The following is a 21597-nucleotide window of genomic DNA, read 5'->3' on the forward strand; positions in this document are numbered from 1 at the left end:
GAGCCAAGCCCTCAGGGCCGGGCCGCAGGCCACGTGGCGGGCAGCCCCATCGGGCAGGGCACATCATAGGTCAGGCGATCAGGGTGGATGTCGCGCAGGATTTCCATGTTGCGAAACAGTTCGCGCCGGTCGGGCCGCAGCGCCTGACGCGACAGGAACGCCCGCGCCTCGGCCTTTGCCGCCTGCATGGGGTAATCCTGCCCCGCAGGCTTGAGGTGTTCTATGGCTGTATAGTCCACAATGCCAACATTATGGTGGTTGCGGCGTGCCGCGTTGCAGAACGCGATATCCGTCGCCCACGCCCAGCGCAATTCGGGAAATGGGTAGACATAGGCCATGGCATCGCGGTGGAAGGCGGTAACCGGCCCGTCTTCCACATACCGGGTAACGCGCCCGAGACTGTTCCATTTGCGATAATTGAACGTAAAGGATGTATAGGAATGGTAACGATGGGCGGGCTGGGATATTTTCAGCCCCATGACTTCGCATAGCGATATGAACCCATCAAGAAAACGCGGCGGCAGGGCAACGTCATCATCGGTAATGACCACCCAGTCATAATCCTGTAGTTTTACTGTTGCGAGGGCTGTATTGATGTTGGCAAACTTGCCCTTGTCACGCATCTGGGCGGTTACAAAATCTACCTTATGCTTTGTGTTTCTCAGCCGCCTGAACACCTCATGCAGCCTGCGTTCGCGTTTTGGCACCCGCACGGATGTGACGAGAATTCTGCGCACCGGCTGCCTGTGGGCAATATTCCTGACATGGCGGAAATACTTACGGTTATGGAAATCAAACACCATATCCGCCAGAACGGAAACCTTGCGTTTTTGCCAGAAGTTCTTGTGCTGGCAGAAATCGGAATCAAAGAAATCCGTTTTTTCCTGTTCTGGTATTGTCATGTTTTCCTCTCCATTACCATTCCCGGGGCCACAGGCGATGGATGACACACGCTGCAACCGGAGCGTGGATATGGCAGAACAAACATGATCCTGTTCGTGAAGTTTCAAATTATTTCTGGAAAAATCATATTCATGTACTGTCTGGAACTGTTTCTGCGCCAGCACGATACAACCAGGAGGGAATATGCCTGCAGGACTGCATCCATCCCTGCGCGTTTCTTTACAGAGGATAGAATATCATGCGCATCATTTCTGTCTTTGCAGTAACGGGCGTGGTGCTCATGGCCAGTGGCCCGGCTGCCCTGGCCCAGAAACACCCGACCGACCGGAGCGTGAACCTGCCGGGGGACAATTCACCCTCTGCCATAGAACGGGCGCATCCGCAAAGCCGCAAGACCGTGCCGCTGCCTGAAAAGAGTGAACGGCCCGACCACCCTGCAGACCAGCCCGATCAGCCCCTGACCCGCCAACCCGCTGCCAATAAAAGCCCGGACGGTCCGGGCATGTCATCCAACCACCAGACCCTGCGCAGCCCATCTGCCCTGCAATAGAAAACTGCCCGGCATCGCCTGTTAAAAAATAGCTTCACCAACAATTTTACTTATGACAACAGACTTTTGCGGGGCTGCTGCCGCAACCCCGCTTTGTCTGATGTTATCACGCTACAACCCAAAAATAAAAAACAGCGCCCGTTACACCTGCCTCAGGCGCAGCCTTTTGCGTGCGACATGGTCATGGCGTGGGTGGCAAGATAGCGGAACTGCGCCTGTTCTTCAGGAAAGGCAGGAATACCCTGCAAGGCATGCGTGGTTTTGCGGTAGCGATGCAGGTTGCTCAGCCGCCGCCAGGGGCGGTCGGGGTGCTGCTTGTTCCACAGGCTGATCGCCCGCAGTTCAACTTCCTGAATGTTTACATCATGATCTGACTTCGGCATGTCCATCTCCCTTGCATCTGCGTTGTGGGTATTGGAACTGTCACGAGGTTTATGCTGGTGCGGTGGGTCATACCCGCCACGCGCATCCAACGTCGCATCATAGCATGGGTTCCTGCGCGGTTGCGCACTCTCCCCATACTGTGATGGCAGGTGCGTTTACACGCGGCACTCAAACCTGGTTTTTCGTTATGGTCCCTGCGCAGCAGCGCCCGTCAAGATCGCGCCAGTATTATGAAATGACGTGGGCCGCGCATGAAACGGCGCTGCCATGGCCAGCGCCCTACACCCACCCTTATGCCAACAGACACGGTGGATGTATTTGACAACCCGGATCGGCAGAGCGGGTTAGATGCGGCCTGCCGTCATGCTGGTAGCCTGCCCGTTACAACGACCGGGAAATAGACACCCCGGCCGGGAGCGGCCTGTGGTCTGACATGCTGCACACCGCCATGCAGACAGGCATGGGCATGCTCCACCATCAGCCGCTCCGCCACCTTTTACTTCACGCTGGCCGGGGTCGATTTGGGAAACATCATGTTTTTCAGCCCATCAAGGGTGGCAGGCAGGTCACGACTGCCTGCGGGCGCGCCATTTTCACGCAGCATGAACGCCAGCAGATCCGCATTCTGCGCGGGTGTCAGCGTGCCGGGCGCAAAAAGCGGCATGGCTTTTGCCATGTAGTCAAATAGCTGGCTCAACGGCGCCCCCGCCCAGTTGGCGGCAAAACGCCCTACAAGCGGCGGCACATCAAACGCCCCGCCCAGATCCGCCCCATGGCACACCGCGCAGGACTGCTGGTAGGTCGCAGCCCCCCGCTCGGCCTGTGCCGTCGTGTAATACGACATGGCGGCACGTGCAGGCGCTGCCTGGGCCACCTGCACTGTCAGGGCCAGCAGCCCGGCCCCCAGCGCGGCACCGCGCGCCTTTGCCTGTAGGCCGCGCATCAGCCCTGCACCGCCGGGAAACGGGCGAAGAGGTTTTCAAATATGCCAATCGCCTTTTCCGCCTCGCTGCGGTCGGCATGTTCAAAACTGCTGCCCACACCATCCATTTCGCCCAGCCCCGACATGTCAAAACCCTGTATCATCAACCCGTCACTTTTCGAAAGCGCCGAGGCCCCCTTGTACCGCACCCCATACGTCACATCCGGCTGCGGCGGCAGCCACGCGGTCTGGCCACGCACGGGAATGAGCGAACGGTCCCCCCACAGGTCACGCGCCGCATAGCCGGGGCAATTGATGATGACAGGCTCGGGCAGGCTCTTCATGTCAGCAGGCGTATGGAACTCGCGGATAACGATCCGCCCCCCCGCCTGATAGAACTCGGACAGCAGCAGATGCCCATATGCCCCGAAATTGAAGATCATGAGCGGCGTGCGCCGGGCATAGGGTACCGAAAAAGGATTTTCCTGCGCTGAAAGCAGCTCGGAGGCAGGAATGATATCGCGTATCCGCTCGCCATAACTGGCAAATTCGCTTGATTGCTGCGGCATGCCGGTCGTGGCGTAATCGCCCTTGCCGGCCGGATTTTCCGGCTCGGTTTCCGGCGCGTCAAAAGGCGTATCGGACAGGGCATAGCTGTCACGGAAATCGATCGGGTTGCCGGGCAGGCCGAGGTAATCACGGTAGCTTTTCCATGAATAACGGGCCATCCGCTCCCATGTATCGGCAAATTGCGGGCCTGCGGGGGCGGTCAGCGCCACGCGTGAATCCGGTGTCCAGCTACCATTGGCCCGGACCGAGCGGGTATGGGGCAGAAGGTCACGCGTATAGATCGTGACATCGAGCCCCGCGCGCTGCGCCGTGAGCGCCGTGGTCAGGCCAATGACCCCGCACCCCACCACCGCAATGCGCCGGGGCGACAGGGCGGCCGCCTTGCCCACCGCCATCTCGGCCGAGCCCCATGAAAGTGACCACCCGCTGCCGCCATGGCCATAATTATGGATGACAATCTTCTCGCCCACCCGCTCGACATCAAGCCGCGGGCCTGCCGCGCGGAACGGGCGCAGGCAGACCTTGATATCGGTTATCTGGTCGGCATGGGGGCGCATGGGCACAAGCCGGGGCACCGTGCCGGGCACCGCCGTGCGGTGCAGGGCCGCCGCCGCGGCAGGCACGGACGCCCACCGGCCACCAGCCAGCGCACCAAGGGCGAGGGAGCCGGCAAACAGCCCCCTCCGGCCCAGGCGGGAGGGCATGTTTTTCAGGTCGTCAGGAAAACCGTTCACGTTCAAACCTCTGCTTGCCGGGTGCCTGTCACGAAAAATCCACGCGTTTCATGACAGGATCATTCATGCAAATCCGTTTTGGAAATATTCTGTATGCCGCTTTTTCAAATCCGCCATCATGGCCTGATACATGCACGATGCGGCAGAGTAAATTTTCCCTGTCCCGCCGTCAAACCAGAGCCGGACAAAAACGCGCCCGGCACTCATTACGTCATGCAGGCACAGGTAATGGATATGGTTGCGTGATTACTAATATTATGGCATTTTATATATGTTGAATATAATATTAAGGATTTAAGTAATGGGTTTCAATGCATCCTATCTGGCGTTCCATGGCGTGCGCCGTGAAGAAATACTCGCCCTTATGGAATTTGAGGATACCGGGATCGAGGATGAAGCACGCGAGGCCGATTTTTCCATCGCCGACATGCCTACGGGCTGGACCATCCTGTGGTCCAGCCAGTGTGAATACCTGCCAGACAGCAAGCCGTTTCACCTGCCTTTCAGGTGCCAGCATAGCATCGTGGGCTGCTGCGTGCTCGAAACAACCATGATGAGCGTCGGCTTCGGGTGTGACTATGACGACCAGGGAAAAATGTACAATAGATGGAACATTTTCCACGAGGCCGCCAAGGGGCACGATAACCTTGAGCGCACCGGCACCCTCCCCCCTGAAAGCAGCGCCATCATCGAAGCCGCCCGCGCCGAGGCGGCCACGCGCACGAACGTGGATGTGTTTTTTGACATACCGGTCAGCGTGATCGAGAGCCTGACCGGCTTCCGCTACGACCGGCCGGTTTATGACGGCAAGGAAATCCTCTTTACCGAACTGCGTTCCCTCGCCACCGCCTGATTCAGGGCAGGCCCCGCCCGCCCGCATCATGCACGAGGCAGACAAGGGGCACCTGCCCGCGCGTAAACGGCACGGTGGCCTGCACGGGTAAGGCACCCAGCAGGCTGTGCCATGGGCCGACTGGCTGCGGCAGGGTCACGCGCAGCGCCATGTCGCGCCCCAGCGCCAGCGTATCGGCCTGTATTTCCATGCCCAGTGGCAGGCGCGGGGCCACCACCAGCAGGGTGAACCCGTCATGCTGGCGCAGAAAGGCGATGGCGTGGTCGCGATCCGCCCCATCCACCTCAAGCGGCTGGTAGCTCCCTTTGGCAAACAGGTCAGGATAGCGCGCCCGAAACGACAGGATGCGCCGGATCAGGTCAAGCTTGACCTGCCCCGTGCGCCACGTGGCGGCGGAGGCGGCAAAACTGCTCGTATGCTCCAGCAGCGCATGGCGCAGGCCAAAATCAACCGGGCGGCGGTTATCGGGGTCAACAAGGCTGAAATCCCACAAATCACAGCCCTGGTACAGGTCCGGCACGCCGGGCGTGGTCAGCCGCAGCAGGGTCTGCGCCAGCCCGTTGAGCGCGCCCGCCGGGGCAATCCGCGCCACCACCCGCTCCATCTGCGCCATGAAAGCGGCATCGGCGGCAAGGCGGCGCACAAAGGCCGTGCAGGCTTCTTCATACGCCGTGTCGGGGTCGAGCCAGTTCGTGTGGCGCTTGGCCTCGCGCAGGGCCTTGGTCTGCCATTGCACGATCCGTTCGCACCACACCTCACGTGCAGCCACGCTGGCCAAGGGAGTAAGCGGCCACGCGCCGAGCATGGTCTGGTACAGCATCAGTTCATCAATGCGGTCCGGCCCGATGGCGGCTTGCGCCCCATTGCGGGCAAACCATGCGCTGACCTGCACACGCCATTGCGGCGCCATCTCGCTCAGCACGGCAAGGCGGGCGCGGCTGTCTTCGCCACGCTTGTGGTCGTGGGTCGCGGTCGTGAGCATGGCGGCAGGGTGCAGGCGCGCCCGCGCGGCGCAACCGGCATGGAAATCCGCAACCGTAAGGCCGAGCCGCGCCGGGTCTGACCCTACCTCGTTGCGCGAGATCAGCCGCGCATAGCGGTAGAAGGCCGTATCCTCCGTTGATTTGGCCGCCAGCGGCGCGGTCAGGTGCTCGAAGGCCTGCTCGGCGCGGCGCACGCAGGCCGGGGGGGCGTGCTCCGGCCGGGCTGACAGCGCGCGCATGACCGCATCAAGCACCGGTTCCAGCCCGGCTCCCAGCCGTGGCCGGGCCGCCCTGGCTGCGGCGTGCAGGGCCGCGTCATCTTCGGCATGGTCCTGCACCGCTTCATCGCCAAAATAGGTGCGGTAGAGTGTGAAGGATACCAGAACGGCCTCAAGCACTGCCCGCAGGCCAGCAGGCGTGCACGCGGCCCCCTCCGCCTTCTCCGCCGTGGCCAGAAGGTGGACCAGACGCCCGAATTCAGCAGCAAAGCCATTGGCAAGCAGTTGGGCGCGGGCCTCTCGTGCAATCAGGCCGCAGGCTTTGGCATCCGGCCCGCAGGCCGCCCACAACTGATCCAGAACCGGTGCCGCGCAGCCATCATGCAGCACGGCGGAAACCTGATCCATGAAGTCATAGCCCGTGGTGCCCGCAACCGGCCAGGCGGCGGGCAGGCTCTCATGGGTGGCGAGAATTTTTTCCACGTAAATGGCCGCCCCCGGCAGGGCGTTTTCAGGCCGCAGGCGGGCCAGCGCATCAAGCCGCGCGCGCAGGCGCTGGCAGTAGGCGGCGGGGGCGGTCAGTCCATCAATATGATCGACCCGCACGCCATCAATCAGTCCGCGCTGGTAAAGCGAGAACAGATAGCCATGCACCGCCTCAAATACCTCCGCGCGCTCCACGCACACGCCAACAAGGCCGGTAATATCAAAAAACCGCCGCCAGTTGATCCGTGTCGCGGCCTCACGCCAGCAGGCCAGACGCCACGGCTGCATGGCCAGCAGGCGTTCCAGCCGGGCACGGCCTTCGGGGTCGCACCCATCATGCAGGGCGGCAAGGCGCGTCAGGGCCGCCTGCCCCCGTTGTGTTGCCGCCCAGTGCCGCAGGGCCGCCTGCGCACAATCCGCTTCCGCCCCCGGCCCGCCACGCACCGCCACGGTGGTGAAGGCCGCAAGCAGCGCGCCGGGCGCGTCCACCTGCGCCAGCAGGGCCGCATAGCTTGCCGGGCAGAGCGGAAAGCTGTGCTCATGGTGATGGATGTGGAACAGTCCCCCATCCCCGTCATAACGCAGAATAAGGCTGCCTGCCGCCATTGCCTTAAGCAGCGGGCGATCAAGGAAGGGCAGCAGCACGCGCCCGCGCAGATCCGGGTCGGGGTCATGCCAGTCAATGTCGAACCATGTGGCATGGACCGAAGACTGCCCCCAGGCCAGTACATCCATCCACCACGCATTATGGGCATCGACAGCCATGTGGTTGGGCACGATATCAAGGATCAGCCCCATGCCGTGGGCATGCAGCCGGTCGGCAAGGCGCGTCAGGGCCACCTCGCCCCCCAGCGCGGGGTCGATCCGGTCATGGGCTACGGTATCATAGCCATGGGTCGAGCCGGGGCGCGCGGCAAACAGGGGCGAGGCATAAAGATGGCTTATGCCAAGACGGGCGAATTGCGGCACGAGGGCCGTGGCGTCATCGATCGTCATGCCCGCGCGGAACTGCAGCCGCAGCGTGGCCCGCACCAGGGCGGCAGGGGTGCTGCTATTCATGGGCGCGGCCCGCGCGCAGGCGGTTGAAGCGCCGACGCGTATCATGCCCCGACAGCAGGGTTGCGGCCATGCCGGGGTAGCGGCGCTGCCAGTTGGGGTGGCCACTCGTGGTGCCCGGCAGGTTGGGCTGCTCGACAAGGCCGAGCATGTCCTCCACCGCCATGAGGGCCAGCGGGCACGCCGCCCGCCCCACGAAGCCGATGGCCTCCTCCACCACCCTTGCCGCCCCGGTGGCGTCAGGTGATGGCTTTTCCCCCGCCCGCCCCCGCGCGGCAGACGCGGGGCGGTCCTGCATCAGGGCGGACCACAGGGCGGTGCGGTCATTTTCACGCTCGTCATGCACGGTGTTGGGGTCGAGGCCCGTGGGGAGCTGATGCAGCTTCTCGCGCCAGGCGATGTCCGTTCCCTGCCACCATCCCGCCACCGTGGGCAGGTCATGGGTGGTGGTCATGGCCGTGGCGTGGGGCGACCATGTGGCGGGCGGTTTGAACACCCCGTGCGGCGTGCGCTCGAAAAACAGCACGTTCATGCCCATGATGCCGTGCGCGCCCGCCGCCTTGCGAAAGGCGGTGGTGACCGTGCCCAGGTCCTCGCCAATCACCATGGCGTCGGCCCGCATGGCCTCAAGGGAGACGAGCCGCATCAGGTCGCGCACGGGAAAGGACAGGTAACTCCCCTCAGCCGAGGCGCCGCCCTGCGGTATGATCCACAGTCGTTCCAGCGCCATGACATGGTCAATGCGCAGCCCCCCGCCATGGGCGAAGCCTGCGCGCAGCGTATCGATAAAGGCGCGGTAGCCCGTGGCGCGCAGCCCCGCGGGCGAGAACGTGGTCAGCCCCCAGTCCTGCCCCAGCGGGCTGAGCGCATCGGGCGGCGCGCCAATGCCTGCACCGAGCAGGAACTCGGACTGCCGCGCCCAGCATTCGCTGCCCGTGGGGTCCACGCCCACCGCCATGTCCTTGATCAGGCCGATGCGCATGCCTGCCGCCCGCGCGCCCGCGCAGGCACGGGCCAGGCTGGTGGCCGCCAGCCACTGCACGAACACATGGAACGTCACGTCATGGGCGAATTCCTGCGCAAACCGCGCCACTTCGGGGCTGTCGGGCTGGCGCATGGCCACGGGCCAGCGCCGCCAGTCGCTGCCGCGTTCGCCACGGGTGGAGAAATAGGCATGCAGCGCCTCGAACAGGGCATGCTGCTCGAGCGCCCTGCCCCCCGCCGCGCGGAAGTCGCGCATGGCCTGTGGCGGACTGGCCGCGATCCGGTCATCATACAGCCGCCTGAGCAACTGGTAGCGGCATGTGCTGGCCCGTACCCAGTCGATCAGCGGCGCATCCTCAAGCTGCCTGAGCGTATCGACATAGGCGGCCCCCTGCTTGACTACGGCAGCCTGCACGGTTGCGGTGTCGAACACGGCATGCGGGTCGGCCAGCAACCCGTTGAGGAACAGGCGCGAGGAGGGTGAATACGGGCTGTATTGACCGGGGCGCGCGGCAAACATGGCATGGGCCGGGCTGATGGCCAGCGCATCCGCCCCCCGTGCCGCAGCCACGCGGGCCAGCGTTTCCACCGCGCCAAAATGGCCAATGCCTCCATCGCCCGCCATGCGCAGGCCATAAACCTGCGCGCCCAGACCCCAGGCCCGCACGCTGCCCCCGCCGCATACCCGGCTCACGCGCGGGCAGGATGCAGGCGCTATGGCCAGGGTGGTGGGCGTGTCGCCCATTTCCAGCCGGTGGTAGCCGCACACCCCCACGGGGGGCAGCGCGGGGTGGCCACGCATCAGGCGCAGCCTGCCTTCAATCTCCCCGCCATTTTCCAGCACGAGGCGAAAGCGGCCCCCCGCATCGCCGGGTGGCAGGGGCAGCACGGTGGCCTGCCCGGCAACGCCCACCACCATGGCAGGGAGGGCCCCGCGCGGGCGTGGCGGCGGGGCATGACCTTCCAGCACGGCCAGCAGGCGGCGCAGGCTCTCGTTCGAGACGCGGTGCATCTCGCCCGCGGCATCGCGCCAGCGCAGGCTCAGCCCGGCATGGCGGGCGCGCTCGACAAGGGTGCGGTTATTCATCCTGTGCCTCGTTCAGGCAGGCCATCATGGCATAAGGGGGCAACGTGGCCGAGAACAGGTCCGCCCCGTACGGCAGCACCGCATGCAGGCAGCGCCCCTGCGGCATGTCTGGCAGGGGGACTGCTGCATCGGCCAGGTTGAGGGCAATGGACAGCACCGCCCCATCGCCCATGCGCCACCGGGCAAAAACCGCCCCGGCCCCCAGAACCCGTGCGCCCATGGCGCGCGCGCCGGGCAGGCGAGGCGTAATCTCGGCATGGCGCAGGGCCAGCAGTTCCGCAATCTGCGCGTTCCATTCCCTGTGGGCGGGGGCATCGCGCTCGGCGGGGTCAAGGCACGAGGCGGCATAGGTTTCAGGCGCGTTGGGGTCGGGGATGGTGTCGCGCTTTTCCGCCGAGGCGAAATGCGAAAAACCGGCGAACTCCTGCCGCCGCCCCTCGCGCACGATCCGGCCCAGCGCCGGGCTGTAATCGGTAAAGAACAGGAAGGGCTGGCGCGAGCCCCATTCCTCGCCCATGAACAGCATCGGGATCTGCGGGCACAGGAGCACCAGCCCGTAAGCCGCACGCAGGGCCTGAGGCGTGGCCAGCACGCCCAGCCGCTCGCCTAGCGCGCGGTTGCCAATCTGGTCGTGGTTCTGCAGGAAGATGATGAAGCGGTCAGGCGCAAGGTCAGCGCTCGGGCTGCCCCTTGCCTTGCCATTGACCGGCTGTACTTCGCCCTGAAAGGCAAAACCCTCGGCCAGCACGCGCGCCAGCGCAGGCGCCGGATCGGGGGCGAAATTGCCGTAATAGCCCTCGTCCTCGCCGGTCAGCAGCACATGCAGGGCGTTATGGGCATCATCATTCCACTGGGCGCGATAGCCCGCGCGCAGCAGACCGGCATCATTGTTTTCATTTTCCACGATCAGGTGCACATGCCGCCCGCGCTCGACATGGTTGCGGATGAAAGCGGGCAGTGCCAGCAGCCAGTCCCGATCCACAATCGCCTGCACGGCATCGAGCCGCAGGCCGTCAAAGCGGAACTCCATGAGCCAGTACAGCGCGTTATCGATAAAGAACTGACTGACCGCTTCCTGCCCGAAATCGATGGCCGCTCCCCACGGCGTGGCCGTATCATACCTAAAGAAGGGTGTTGCGTAGTCGGCCAGGTAATTTCCGTCAGGGCCGAAATGGTTGTACACCACGTCGAGAAACACCATCAGCCCCAGCCCGTGCGCCGCATCAACCAGCGCCTTGAGCGCATCGGGCGGGCCGTAGGCGGATTCCGGGGCAAAAGGCAGCACGCCGTCATAACCCCAGTTGCGCCCGCCTGGCACCTCGGCCAGCGGCATGAGTTCGATGGCCGTGACCCCAAGGGCGGCAAGGCGCGGCAGTTCGCGGGCCACACCATCATAGCCGCCCATCAGGCCCACATGCACCTCGTATATGACCACCTCATGCCACGGGCGGCCCGACCATGTGGCATGCTGCCAGGCATAGGCGGCGGGATCGACCACCTCGCTTGGGCCACGCACGTCATCGGGCTGGTAGCATGAGGCGGGGTCCGGCACCGCAAGGTCGCGGGCCACGCGGTAGCGGTAGCGCGTGCCCGCCCCGCAGGGAAACACGCATTCAAACCACCCTTCCCTGTCGCGGGCCATGGCGACCGGCGCATGACCCTGCGCCTCGAGCAGAACCGTGTGGCATGAAGGCGCCCAGAACCGGAAGCGGGTATGCCTGGCATCAAGCAACGTGGCCCCGGCGTAGCGGTCAGAGTGGAAATGGGTGCTCATGCGGCATCCTCCCCTGCGTTATCGCCACCGGGCACGAAGGCCAGCAGCACAAGCCCATGGGCGGGCACATTGATGTCATGCACGTCAGCACCCAGCGCCTGGGCCGAGCGTTCGGGCTGCGTGGTGTCGAGCAGCAGGGTCCACTGCCCTGCGGGTGCGGGCAGCGTCGCGTTCACGTCGCTCCCGCCGGGGTTGAGCAGCATGTAGGTGATGTCGAGCGTGCCATCGGCCTCGGTGCTGGCGCGGCGCACGCCCAGCAGGTGGAATGTCTCGTCAGTCCACTGCTCCACCCCCATGGGCGTGCCATCATGGCCGAACCAGCCAATATCGGGCATGTCAGGCAGCGGCTTGTGGCGGCCATGCATGTAGCGTGCCGCCCGCAGCGAGGCGTGGGCACGGCGCAACGTGGCAAGGCGGGCAACAAAACCGGTCATCAGTTCGCCTTGGGGCGTGGCGGCGCGGCGCCAGTCCAGCCAGCTTGTGGGGTTGTCCTGGCAGTAGGTATTGTTGTTGCCGTTCTGGGTCTGGCCAAACTCATCGCCCGCCAGCAGCATGGGCGTGCCGTGCGAGAACATGAGGGTGGCCATCATGGCGCGCTGCACGCGGCCACGCAGGTCAAGGATGGCGGGGTCATCGGTCGGGCCTTCCACGCCCCAGTTGGCGCTGTTGTTATCAGCGCTGCCGTCCTGGCCGTCTTCCCCGTTGGCCTCGTTATGGCGCTCGGCGTAACTGACCACATCCTCGAGCGTGAAGCCGTCATGCGCGGTGATGAGATTGACCGAACTCCACGGCCTGCGCCCCCTGCGGTCGAGCAGGTCGCCCGATCCTGCGATGCGGGCTGCAATATCGCCCTGCTGCTGGCCATCGCCACGCCAGAAGCGCCGCGTGGTATCGCGGAAGCGGTCATTCCACTCGGCAAAGCCGGGCGGAAAGTTGCCGAACTGGTAACCACCGGGGCCGGGATCCCACGGTTCGGCGATCAGCTTGCGCGTCGAGAGCACGGGGTCCTGGATGATGGCATCGAAAAAGCCCGATCCCTGATCAAAGCCGTAGGGTTCGCGCCCGAGCACCGGGGCGAGGTCGAAGCGGAAGCCATCGATGTGGAATTCGTTGGCCCAGTAGCGCAGCGAGTCCAGCACCATCTGCAGCACGCGCGGGTGCGACAGGTTGAGCGTGTTGCCGCAGCCGGTATCGTTGATGAGGTGACGCTCATCGCCGGGCACGAGACTGTAATAGGTGGCGTTGTCCAGCCCCCGGTAGCACAGCGTGGGCCCGAGTTCGCTGCCCTCGCAGGTGTGGTTATAGACCACATCCATCACCACCTCGATGCCCGCCTTGTGCAGCCGCCTGATGGCCGCGCGCAGTTCATGCGGCGAGCCACTGGCCAGATAACCCGCATGCGGCACGAAAAACGCCAGCGTGTTGTAGCCCCAGTAATTGGTCAGCCCGCGCTCGATCAGGTAGCGCTCGGGGGCGAAGCACTGGATGGGCAGCAGCTCAAGCGTGGTCACGCCCAGCCGGTGCAGGTGCGCGATCATCTGCGGCGCGCCAAGGGCCTGGAACGTGCCGGGCTGGGGGTTGCGCTCCAGCGCGCGCTGCATGGTCAGGCCTTTGACATGCGCCTCCATGATGACGGTATCGTGCCACGGCACGCGGGGCAGGATGTCATCCTCCCACTCATAGGCATCGTTCACCACCACGCATTTGGGCATGGAGGGGGCGCTGTCGCGCCGGTCGAAGGACAGGTCGGCGCGTGGCGAATGCAGGCGGTAGCCGAACTGCGTGTCCGACCATGAAATCGGCCCCGTGAGCCTGCGGGCATAGGGGTCGATCAGCAGCTTGTGCGGGTTGAAGCGGTGGCCGTTGGCCGGGTCATACGGGCCGAAGGCACGAAAGCCGTATAACAGCCCCGGCTCGGCATCGGGCAGGTAGCCGTGCCAGATTTCATCGGTATATTCGGGCAGGCGGAAACGCGCGATCTCGCGCCGGTCGCGCGGATCGAAAATGCACAGGTCCACCTGCTGGGCATTGGCCGAGAACACCGCGAAATTGACGCCAAGCCCATCCCAGCATGCGCCAAGGCGCAGGGGGCTGCCGGGCGAGAGCGCGGGCGGGAAGCGCATCATGAGCCCTCTCCCGCAGGCTGAAGGTAGAGGGCTGCCAGTGGCGGCAGGGTCAGCACGCACGAGCAGGGCTGGCCGTGGGCGGGCTCGGCCTGCGCTACAACACCACCGCCATTGCCCTCACCGCTGCCGCCATAGACGCTGGCATCGGAATTGAGGCGCTCACGCCACGCCCCGCCCACCGGCACGCCCACGCGGTAGCCATGACGCGCCACGGGTGTCAGGTTGAGCACCACCAGAACCGGGGCATGGCCCGGCGCCAGCCGCAGCCAGGCCAGCACGGCGTTGGCGGTGTCATCACCAATCACCCACGCAAAACCGGCGGGGTCGCTGTCAAGCGCATGGAGCGCGGGCAGGTCGCGATAGAGGCGGTTGAGGTCGGAGATGAGCCCAAGCATGCCCGCCTTGAGCGGGTCATCCAGGCTGCGCCACGGGGGCTCGCCCTCATGCGACCATTCGGCCTCCTGCGCGAACTCGCCCCCCATGAATAACAGCTTGCGCCCGGGATGGGCCCACATGAAGGCGAAAAACACCCGCAGGTTGGCATGGCGCTGCCAGCCATCACCGGGCATGCGGGCCAGAAGCGAGCCTTTGCCGTGCGTCACCTCATCATGCGACAGGCACAGGATGAAGTGCTCGCTGAAGGCATAATGCAGCCCGAACAGGATTTCATTAAGATGATAGCCACGCCAGAGCGGGTCACACGCAAAAAAGCGCAGGCTGTCATGCATCCAGCCCATGTTCCATTTATATGAAAAGCCAAGACCGCCCTGCGCCACGGGGCGGGTCACGCCGGGCCAGGCGGTGGATTCCTCGGCGATCATCATCGCATCGGGGCAGGTTTCGCGCACGGTCTCGTTAAGCTGGCGCAGGAAGGCCACGGCCTCGAGGTTCTCACGCCCGCCATGGATGTTGGGTATCCACTCCCCTTCCCTGCGGCTGTAATCACGATACAGCATGGAGGCCACCGCATCGACGCGCAGCCCGTCGATATGAAAGCGCTCAAGCCACATCAGCGCGCTGGCGATAAGGAAGCCGCGCACCTCGTGGCGGCCAAAATTGTAGATATGGGTGTTCCAGTCCCGGTGCACGCCCTCGCGCGGGTCCTGATGCTCGTACAGCGCGCAGCCGTCGAAACAGGCAAGCCCGTGCACATCATTGGGAAAATGGGCAGGCACCCAGTCGAGGATCACGCCGATGCCCGCTGCGTGGCAGGCATCGATAAAGGCGGCGAAATCAGCGGGCGTGCCATGCCGGGCGGAGGGCGCAAACAGCCCGAGCGGCTGGTAGCCCCATGAGCCGCCAAACGGATATTCCATGACCGGCATGAGTTCGACATGCGTAAAGCCCGCCGCCTGCACGTAGGGAATGAGTTCGCCCGCAAGTTCGCGCCACGACATGATGCGGTCCGGGTCGCCCTGCGGCCTGCGCCATGAGGGAACATGCAGCTCGTATATGGCAAGCGGCGCATCATCGGCCTGTAACCGCCCGCGCATGGCCATCCAGTCCGCATCGTTCCAGGCAAAAGGTGCTGGCGAGGCCACGACCGAGGCCGTGGCGGGCGGGCGCTCGGCAAACCGGGCGAAGGGATCGGCCTTGTGGGGCAGGATATGGCCCTCGCGCGTCATGATCTCGAACTTGTAGCGCTCGCCGGGGCCAAGGCCGGGAATGAACAGCTCCCACACCCCTGCGCCGTGGCGCAGCCGCATGGGGTGGCGCCTGCCATCCCAGAAATTGAAATCCCCGATGACCGAAACCCGCCGCGCATTGGGCGCCCAGACGGCAAAGCGCACGCCCACCGTGCTATCAATCACCATGGGCTGTGCACCCATGAGGTGGTCAAGATGGCGGTGGCGTCCTGCGGCAAACAGTTCGAGGTCAGTCTCGTCCAGCAATAGGCCGAATGCGTAGGGATCGGCGGTTTCCTCCACCGCATCGGCCCAGACGATTTTCAGGTGATAGCGCGCGCCCGCGGGAACGGTGCCGACATGCAGCCCCGTCTCGCCCATGCACCGCATGGGGCGCTCGATCGGGCTGGCACGGGGGCGTTCAACCACCAGCCGCACGCGGGCCGCATCATGGTACAGCACGCGGATGACATCGACACGCCCCATGTTATGGCGGCCAAGAATGGCAAACGGATCAGAACTGCGCCCCTGCACAAGATCATCAATACCATCGGGAAGAACATAGTGGGCTGCATCGTGCCTGATCCGCATGCCGGGGCCTTTACTGTGCTGTAGGGATGTGCCGTGAACATGGCCCAGCAGGGGGGCCAGGCGTATTAATGGGGGGCTGCCAGCGCGCGTGACAGCCGCGGTGGCCTGCGCGCGATGCGCCGCCTACGGCCCTCACGCAGGCCATGCCGCCCCGATGGCAGGCTGATCACGTTTGAATCAGCCCGTCCGCCCGCATCCATGCCCAGCATCTCGGCAAACAGCCTGACATAATGGGCGGCCTTGTCGTTCCATGACACGTCATAGGCCGCGCCGGTAAGCTGGAGCTGACGCCACATGCGGCGGTTGCGCCGGTAAAGCTGGCGCGCGCGGGCCACGGTGGCGAGCAGGGTCTCGCCATCAACGGGCGTGAACAGGAAGCCCGTCGCCGCACCCTGGGCAATGGCGGCGGGGTTGGCGTTGACGATCGTATCGGCCAGGCCGCCCACGCGGGCGGCAACCGGCACCGCGCCATAACGCAGCGCGCCAAGCTGGGTCAGCCCGCAGGGCTCGAAACGCGAGGGGATGAGCAGCGCATCAACCGCCGAAGGCAGCCGGTGACCAAGGGATTCACTATAGCCGAGATGGCAGGCAAAGCGGCCGGGAAACTGGCGTTGCAGGGCAGCAAGACGGCGCTCGATTTCGCGGTCGCCCTCGCCCACCACGATAAGCTGGGTGTTGCCTGCCAGCAGGCGCGGGGTCACGTCAGCCAGCAGGTCGATGCCCTTTTGCGCGGTCAGGCGGCTGACCACACCCACCACAAAGGCGTCCGGGTCGGCCCACAGGCCGAATTCCGCCTGCAGGTCGCGCTTGTTGGGTGCGCGCCCTACGGTATCGCCCACCATGTAGGGAAAATGCACTGCCGGGTCGGAGGCCGGGTTCCAGGTCTCGGTGCTGATGCCGTTGAGAATGCCCTCGAGCTGGTCGCTGCGGTGACGCAGCAGGCCATCGAGGCCCATGCCGCCTTCGGGGGTCTGGATTTCCTGCGCGTAGGATGGCGAGACGGTGGTGATGCGATCGGCATGGTACAGCCCCGCCTTGAGGAAGCTGATGGCCCCATAGCATTCGCATCCCTCGACCGAGAACGCCTCGGGCGGGAGGCCGAATTCAGCCACGCACCGCGCGGGAAAGCGCCCCTGGAAGGCAAGGTTATGGATGGTCTGGATGACCGGCACGCGGGCGGCCACTGGCTGCCCGCCGCGTTCAGCCGCCTGCTGGTCGTAATGCAGGTAGGCTGCCGTAAGTCCGGCCTGCCAGTCATGCGCCTGCACAAGGTCGGGGCGCGGGTGCGGGGTGCGGCCCTGGGCAATATCGGCCGCCATGCGCGCAAGGACTGCGAAGCGGAGGCCATTATCGGGCCAGTCCTGCCCCTCCGGGCCCAGATAGGGATTGCCGGCACGGTTGAACAGCGCGGGCACGTCAAGCACCAGCAGGTCCAGCCCGGCCACATGGGCCGACCACAGCGTGGCCTCATGCCCCAGCAGGGCGGGCTGACGCATCACCTGCGTGCGCGCGGACAGCGCCGCCATGACGGCAGGGTAGCCGGGCAGCAGGGTCGTGACCTCCACGCCATAAGGGGCCAGCGCATGAGGCAGGGAACCCACCACATCGCCCAGGCCCCCGGTCTTGACGAAGGGAAACATCTCTGCCGCGACTGAAAGCAGGCGGATTGGGGTTGAAAAAGGTGTAACCGCATTCATCATCGGCCTGTTTCCTTGCAGGAGGAGAAACCGGTCCTATTTCTGGATCTGTAGCGGTTAACGGGTTATTAACCCCATGGTCTCACCCACACGGTTAAGTGATCCCTTTTATGGATTCTCATTACTTATTTTATCAGTGAAGATTCAATAAAAATGGCAATTCCGTGTCATTATTTACAGTACTGATTCATAGGGTTATTATTGACCCGGTCGGGGCGTGGCATGAACATGACAGAGCATGATCCCAGTCATGCCAGTCATCGCAAATGGCCTGAGCCGCCACATATCCCGGTTGCCTGACAGTAACGGCCATGCATTCCGCACCGCCGTAAAAAAGAAGCCCATCAAGCCCGATTGCCCGATCCGTTATGGATAATGGACCACGCACGGCGAAACGGCGCCTGACGGTTATCTTGATTTTTACGAACCCCTGCCAATGCCGGATGACGGCGCGTTCAGGATGGAAGAACAGCACGCCACCCGCCGCGATGCGCTGGGCGCGCGCCACGCCTCCCCATATGCCGGGCTGGCAGATGACCTCCGAACGATATGATGATGACATTACCAGCCTGACAACCGCGCACGCCTTCTGGCCCTGCCCGCCAGGTGGTGGTTCAATACGGCATCCGACAGGATTTGTTTCGTGCCTGAAAGCAGCAGACCAGTCGCGAAACAGTAAGGCCGCCTTTGTTGAAAAAAGGCGGCTTTACAGGCAGTGCCGCCACGATCAGAACCGTGGCAGCGGGATACGGGGCGCGAAAAGGCACGCCATCACGATAAGCGTTACAAAAAACACCACCATGCCCCCCACAATAAAGACATGCCGTTTGTCTGCCGGGGTGGCTAGAGGCGTGTCGCGGTGCGGGTCGGTCATCGCCCCACCGCGCAGTTGTTTGTCTTGACCGTATTGCATGGGAAGTACTCCCTTGGCAGGTATTGCCTTCCCTTTTCATGCCCGTTGGGCAGAACAGGGTGGTGTCGTGCCTGCGGTTTTACTGTGGCAGATCCTTGGCCATCTGCAGGTGGTTTTCAAGCGTGGGCAGTGTATTGCCAGCCCATGTCTTGAGGGCTGCGTTATCACCGCTCTGCGCATAACGGCGGAAGAGCGAGACAGCATCTTCATGCCCCGCGATCTGGTCCGCGCGGTACTGCAGGGCGAAGTCACGGCCATGCAGGGTCTTGAGGTGATCGAGCTTGTCCTGATGGGCCTCGTCAACCGAACCAGGCGGACTGATCTGTACATTGCCGCTCTGGATCAGGTCTTTCAGGGCGGCGGATGTTTTCTTGTGGTCTTCGATCATCCGGTTGGCAAAGGCGGTCAGCTTGGGGTCATTGGCCTGCAATGCCAGTTCGCTTGACTGGATTTCGAACATATCACTGATCGTAGCGATCTTGATGAAATCCTCCGTGCGGGGTGCAACACCCATCAGGGAATTGATGCCTGCCTTTTCGGGTATGGACTGCGCCAGGACAGGCCCGGGCACGCAGGCCACCAGCCCCAGTATCACCATCATGCTTTTTTTCATTGTTTTACTCCAGATGGATCAGAAATCCGTATCATCCCGGACCGGCCGGGCAATGGAAGGAGCGGAACCCGGCAGGGATTCAACGCCCTGCATCAATCAGGATTTATCGTGATCGTGACCATACTGGCCGCCCTTGTGGCCTGCTTCCGGGGCTTTCTTGCGCTCATTGGCGAAGTTGCCCGGATTGTGCCGGCTATCAGCCAACGCCAGGGTGGCAGTACGGATGCGTTCTTGCATGGGAATGCGATCAGCCATGATCATTCACCTTTTCCAGATTACAGCGTGGATACGGAATCCTTGTTTTTTCTCGCCGCCTCATGGGGCAGTGGCGAGAAAGCAATCCCGGCAACAGGCGCTGTCGAGGGTTCAACGAGGCAACCGGCAGGCGGTTTCGGCATGGCCATGGAAAATAAAAAATAAATATTCAGCACCAGAAACGCTGAATATGGACCGAATCCATAATAAAGCGAAGCCTCGCCCTCACTTCGCCTGCAACCCATCCCCGCGCTACGCGATAGGAAGCCCATGCCCATGACGACTGCATCAGGAAAAGGAAAACATGCAACACCTGTCCCGCTTCGCGTTCGCCTGCGCCAGCCTGCTGCTCATGATGCTGGCCCTTTTCCTGCTGACATTTGGCATGTTCGACCTGATCAGGGCGGTGGGGCAGTCGTGGCATACGGGTCGCAATGCCATATTGCAGGCCATAAGCTATGTCGTGATTGCGGTGGCGGTTTTTGACGTGGCCAAATATTTTGTCGAGGAGGAAGTGATCCAGACCAGTGGCAAGAAAAGCCTGGGCGAGGCACGGGCCAGCCTGACCAAGTTCATTACCACCATCATCATCGCCGTATTCATTGAGGGGCTGGTTGGTGTTTTCGAGACAAGTACAAGCGAACCGGCTGCCATTCTCTACCCTGCAAGCCTGCTGGTGGTGGCAACCTTCATTGTTCTCTCACTTGGCGCGTTCCAGCGCATGAGCGTGGATGCCGAGCGTGAAAAGAAAAAGGTGGGCGGGGGTGAGGAGTAAACATTCCTCACGTAAAATGGCCCCAGAATTTCAAAAGTTTTTGGTGAAGCTTTTTTTGAAAGCTTCAAAAGTAATGCCGCCTTTAAAAAAAGGCGGCATCCACAAATTTTATTTACCCAAGCAGTTTTTACATCCGTAGCAGATTATTTCTGCGCGGGAGCAGCCGAGGTTTTGGCACCCGGAGGGGCCAGCGTCTCGGACACATCTTCCGAGACGAACACGATGCCATCAAGCACCTGCTGCAGGGCGGCGGAAGCCTCCTTCGGGTGGCGGGCCTCGGTGAAGACAGTGGCGCGGTTGATCGCCCCCTGCGTGGGCTCAAGCGCGGTCAGCGCCATGATGAAATCGGCATCCTCGCCCACCACCTGCAGCGTCTGCGCGGCCTGCTTGGTCTGGCCAGCCTTAAGCTGGGTATTGGCGGTGGCGATGGCGGCCTTCTTCTCGGGGGCCAGCGTCTCGCTACCAACGATTTCACCGCCAACCGGAATCCAGGTCACGGGCGTGGTGCCTGTCACATGACCAGGTGCCGCCGGGTGCTGCGGAACCGGGTGGAGGCTGGTCTCGGCGGCAATGAACTGCGTGCTGGCCTTGCCTGCGGCGGTCAGGCGCTTGGTTGCGTCATACAGCGCGGGAATGGCGGCGTCGGTCTGGCCTGCATCGAGCACCTGCTTGGCATTGAGCACGTCGAGCATGGCGCGCTGCCCATCAGCCGAGAGGTGATTGAACGCACGGGTGGCCTTGAACTTTTCCCAATCCGTATGCACCGATGCCGCGTGGGCCCCCAGTGGTGCGGCGAGCAGTCCCGCCACGGCGGCCAATGAAGCGATAAAACGCATGGTTTCCCTTTTCAGAGCAATCTGTCTGTTATCTATTATATGGCCCGGATATCCGGGCCCGGGCGGAATGTTACAAAAAATGGCATGCGGGGTCCATGACTATTGCCATTATGGCCCAGTGGGCTGCAGGCGGGCGGTTGTCTGCCCGCGGCACACCGTGCCATGATCGCGCCAGACCATTATCGCTTAGGGAGAAACTGCATGTTCAGCCATATTGCTGTTGGCGCAAACGACATTGAAGCCGCGAAGAAATTCTACGATAGCATATTTGCAACCCTTGGCGTGCCCGCCGCCACCATCAATGCCAAGGGCAAACTGGTCTATAATGGCGATACGGGTTTTTTCCTCGTAACAAAGCCGGTGAACGGCCAGCCCGCCACGGCCGCCAATGGTGGCACGATCGGCTTTGCCGCCCCCTCACCTGAAGTGATCGACGCATGGCACGCCGCAGGCGTAGCCAACGGCGGCACCACCTGCGAAGACCCGCCGGGTATCCGTCATATGCCCAATGGCGACCTGTACCTGGCCTATCTGCGCGACCCGACCGGCAACAAGCTGTGCGCGCTCTATCGCGTCAAGTCCTGATCCGGGCTACCTTATGAGCGCCGCTTTTTTTGAAAGGCGGCGTTCTTTTAAAGATTTTTACTGCGCTATGCTTCGTA

General features: G+C 63.3%; 19 protein-coding genes. 5 read left to right on the forward strand and 14 right to left on the reverse strand.

Features of this window, described 5'->3' with window-relative positions:
• Nucleotides 1-11: 11 nt before the first annotated feature.
• A complete protein-coding gene (locus tag R5N89_RS07710) occupies nt 12-902 on the reverse strand; it encodes a glycosyltransferase (RefSeq protein WP_244192195.1) in 891 nt (296 codons plus the stop codon).
• A gap of 239 nt (nt 903-1141) precedes the next feature.
• Between R5N89_RS07710 and R5N89_RS07715 the strand changes: the two genes are divergently transcribed.
• A complete protein-coding gene (locus tag R5N89_RS07715) occupies nt 1142-1453 on the forward strand; it encodes a hypothetical protein (protein WP_110569321.1) in 312 nt (103 codons plus the stop codon).
• 152 nt (nt 1454-1605) lie between these two features.
• On the opposite strand, the gene R5N89_RS07720 is transcribed toward R5N89_RS07715, so the two are convergent.
• From R5N89_RS07720 to R5N89_RS07730, 3 genes are all read right to left on the reverse strand, one after another.
• Entirely contained in the window at nt 1606-1836 is a 231-nt protein-coding gene (locus R5N89_RS07720; protein WP_244192194.1) for a hypothetical protein, read from the reverse strand.
• 497 nt (nt 1837-2333) lie between these two features.
• On the reverse strand, nt 2334-2780 hold the full coding sequence (locus R5N89_RS07725) for a c-type cytochrome (RefSeq protein ID WP_110569319.1): 447 nt from the start codon (nt 2778-2780) through the stop codon (nt 2334-2336).
• Complete coding sequence (locus R5N89_RS07730; protein WP_208624695.1) at nt 2780-4021, reverse strand: FAD-dependent oxidoreductase; 1242 nt, start codon at nt 4019-4021, stop codon at nt 2780-2782. The genes R5N89_RS07725 and R5N89_RS07730 overlap by 1 nt, the downstream gene beginning before the upstream one ends.
• A 343-nt stretch (nt 4022-4364) precedes the next feature.
• Here R5N89_RS07730 and R5N89_RS07735 point away from each other — a divergent pair, with 343 nt between their 5' ends.
• On the forward strand, nt 4365-4916 hold the full coding sequence (locus R5N89_RS07735) for a hypothetical protein (protein ID WP_110569318.1): 552 nt from the start codon (nt 4365-4367) through the stop codon (nt 4914-4916).
• Nucleotide 4917: 1 nt separating this feature from the next.
• Here the strand turns inward: R5N89_RS07735 and treY are convergent, their stop codons facing one another.
• The 9 genes from treY to R5N89_RS07780 all read right to left on the reverse strand — a co-directional run bounded on the left by treY (nt 4918) and on the right by R5N89_RS07780 (nt 19069).
• On the reverse strand, nt 4918-7662 hold the full coding sequence (gene treY, locus R5N89_RS07740; RefSeq protein ID WP_110569392.1) for a malto-oligosyltrehalose synthase: 2745 nt from the start codon (nt 7660-7662) through the stop codon (nt 4918-4920).
• The gene (gene malQ / locus R5N89_RS07745) at nt 7655-9730 is read right to left on the reverse strand and encodes a 4-alpha-glucanotransferase (RefSeq protein ID WP_110569317.1); all 2076 of its coding nucleotides are present in this window, start codon (nt 9728-9730) and stop codon (nt 7655-7657) included. Before malQ ends, treY begins: the two co-directional genes overlap by 8 nt.
• A complete protein-coding gene (gene treZ, locus R5N89_RS07750; RefSeq protein ID WP_110569316.1) occupies nt 9723-11504 on the reverse strand; it encodes a malto-oligosyltrehalose trehalohydrolase in 1782 nt (593 codons plus the stop codon). Before treZ ends, malQ begins: the two co-directional genes overlap by 8 nt.
• On the reverse strand, nt 11501-13630 hold the full coding sequence (gene glgX / locus R5N89_RS07755) for a glycogen debranching protein GlgX (RefSeq protein WP_110569315.1): 2130 nt from the start codon (nt 13628-13630) through the stop codon (nt 11501-11503). Before glgX ends, treZ begins: the two co-directional genes overlap by 4 nt.
• Nucleotides 13627-15846 (reverse strand): 1,4-alpha-glucan branching protein GlgB, encoded by a 2220-nt coding sequence (glgB, locus tag R5N89_RS07760; protein WP_110569314.1) that lies wholly within the window; start codon nt 15844-15846, stop codon nt 13627-13629. The genes glgX and glgB overlap by 4 nt, the downstream gene beginning before the upstream one ends.
• A 65-nt stretch (nt 15847-15911) precedes the next feature.
• Nucleotides 15912-17546 carry a glycogen synthase GlgA gene (glgA, locus tag R5N89_RS07765; protein ID WP_110569313.1) on the reverse strand — a complete coding sequence of 545 codons (1635 nt, stop codon included), beginning with the start codon at nt 17544-17546 and terminating at the stop codon, nt 15912-15914.
• A 184-nt stretch (nt 17547-17730) separates the two neighbouring features.
• Nucleotides 17731-18051 carry a hypothetical protein gene (locus tag R5N89_RS07770; RefSeq protein ID WP_146220211.1) on the reverse strand — a complete coding sequence of 107 codons (321 nt, stop codon included), beginning with the start codon at nt 18049-18051 and terminating at the stop codon, nt 17731-17733.
• 219 nt (nt 18052-18270) lie between these two features.
• Nucleotides 18271-18456 carry a hypothetical protein gene (locus R5N89_RS07775; protein WP_146220210.1) on the reverse strand — a complete coding sequence of 62 codons (186 nt, stop codon included), beginning with the start codon at nt 18454-18456 and terminating at the stop codon, nt 18271-18273.
• Nucleotides 18457-18535: 79 nt separating this feature from the next.
• Nucleotides 18536-19069, reverse strand: a complete 534-nt coding sequence (locus R5N89_RS07780; RefSeq protein ID WP_110569312.1) for a DUF4142 domain-containing protein — start codon at nt 19067-19069, stop codon at nt 18536-18538.
• Between the two features lie 114 nt (nt 19070-19183).
• Here R5N89_RS07780 and R5N89_RS07785 point away from each other — a divergent pair, with 114 nt between their 5' ends.
• Together R5N89_RS07785 and R5N89_RS07790 are read left to right on the forward strand one after the other, a co-directional pair.
• Complete coding sequence (locus R5N89_RS07785) at nt 19184-19489, forward strand: hypothetical protein (RefSeq protein ID WP_167400875.1); 306 nt, start codon at nt 19184-19186, stop codon at nt 19487-19489.
• Nucleotides 19490-19628: 139 nt separating this feature from the next.
• The gene (locus R5N89_RS07790) at nt 19629-20099 is read left to right on the forward strand and encodes a hypothetical protein (RefSeq protein ID WP_110569311.1); all 471 of its coding nucleotides are present in this window, start codon (nt 19629-19631) and stop codon (nt 20097-20099) included.
• 143 nt (nt 20100-20242) lie between these two features.
• Here R5N89_RS07790 and R5N89_RS07795 read toward each other — a convergent pair whose 3' ends face one another.
• Nucleotides 20243-20935, reverse strand: coding sequence for a YfdX family protein (locus tag R5N89_RS07795; protein ID WP_110569310.1), 693 nt, complete (start codon nt 20933-20935; stop codon nt 20243-20245).
• 201 nt (nt 20936-21136) lie between these two features.
• On the opposite strand from R5N89_RS07795, the gene R5N89_RS07800 reads away from it, so the two are divergent.
• Nucleotides 21137-21520, forward strand: coding sequence for a VOC family protein (locus tag R5N89_RS07800; protein ID WP_110569309.1), 384 nt, complete (start codon nt 21137-21139; stop codon nt 21518-21520).
• Nucleotides 21521-21597 lie beyond the last annotated feature (77 nt).

Source organism: Komagataeibacter sucrofermentans DSM 15973, from assembly GCF_040581405.1.
Classification (GTDB): Bacteria; Pseudomonadota; Alphaproteobacteria; order Acetobacterales; family Acetobacteraceae; genus Komagataeibacter; species Komagataeibacter sucrofermentans.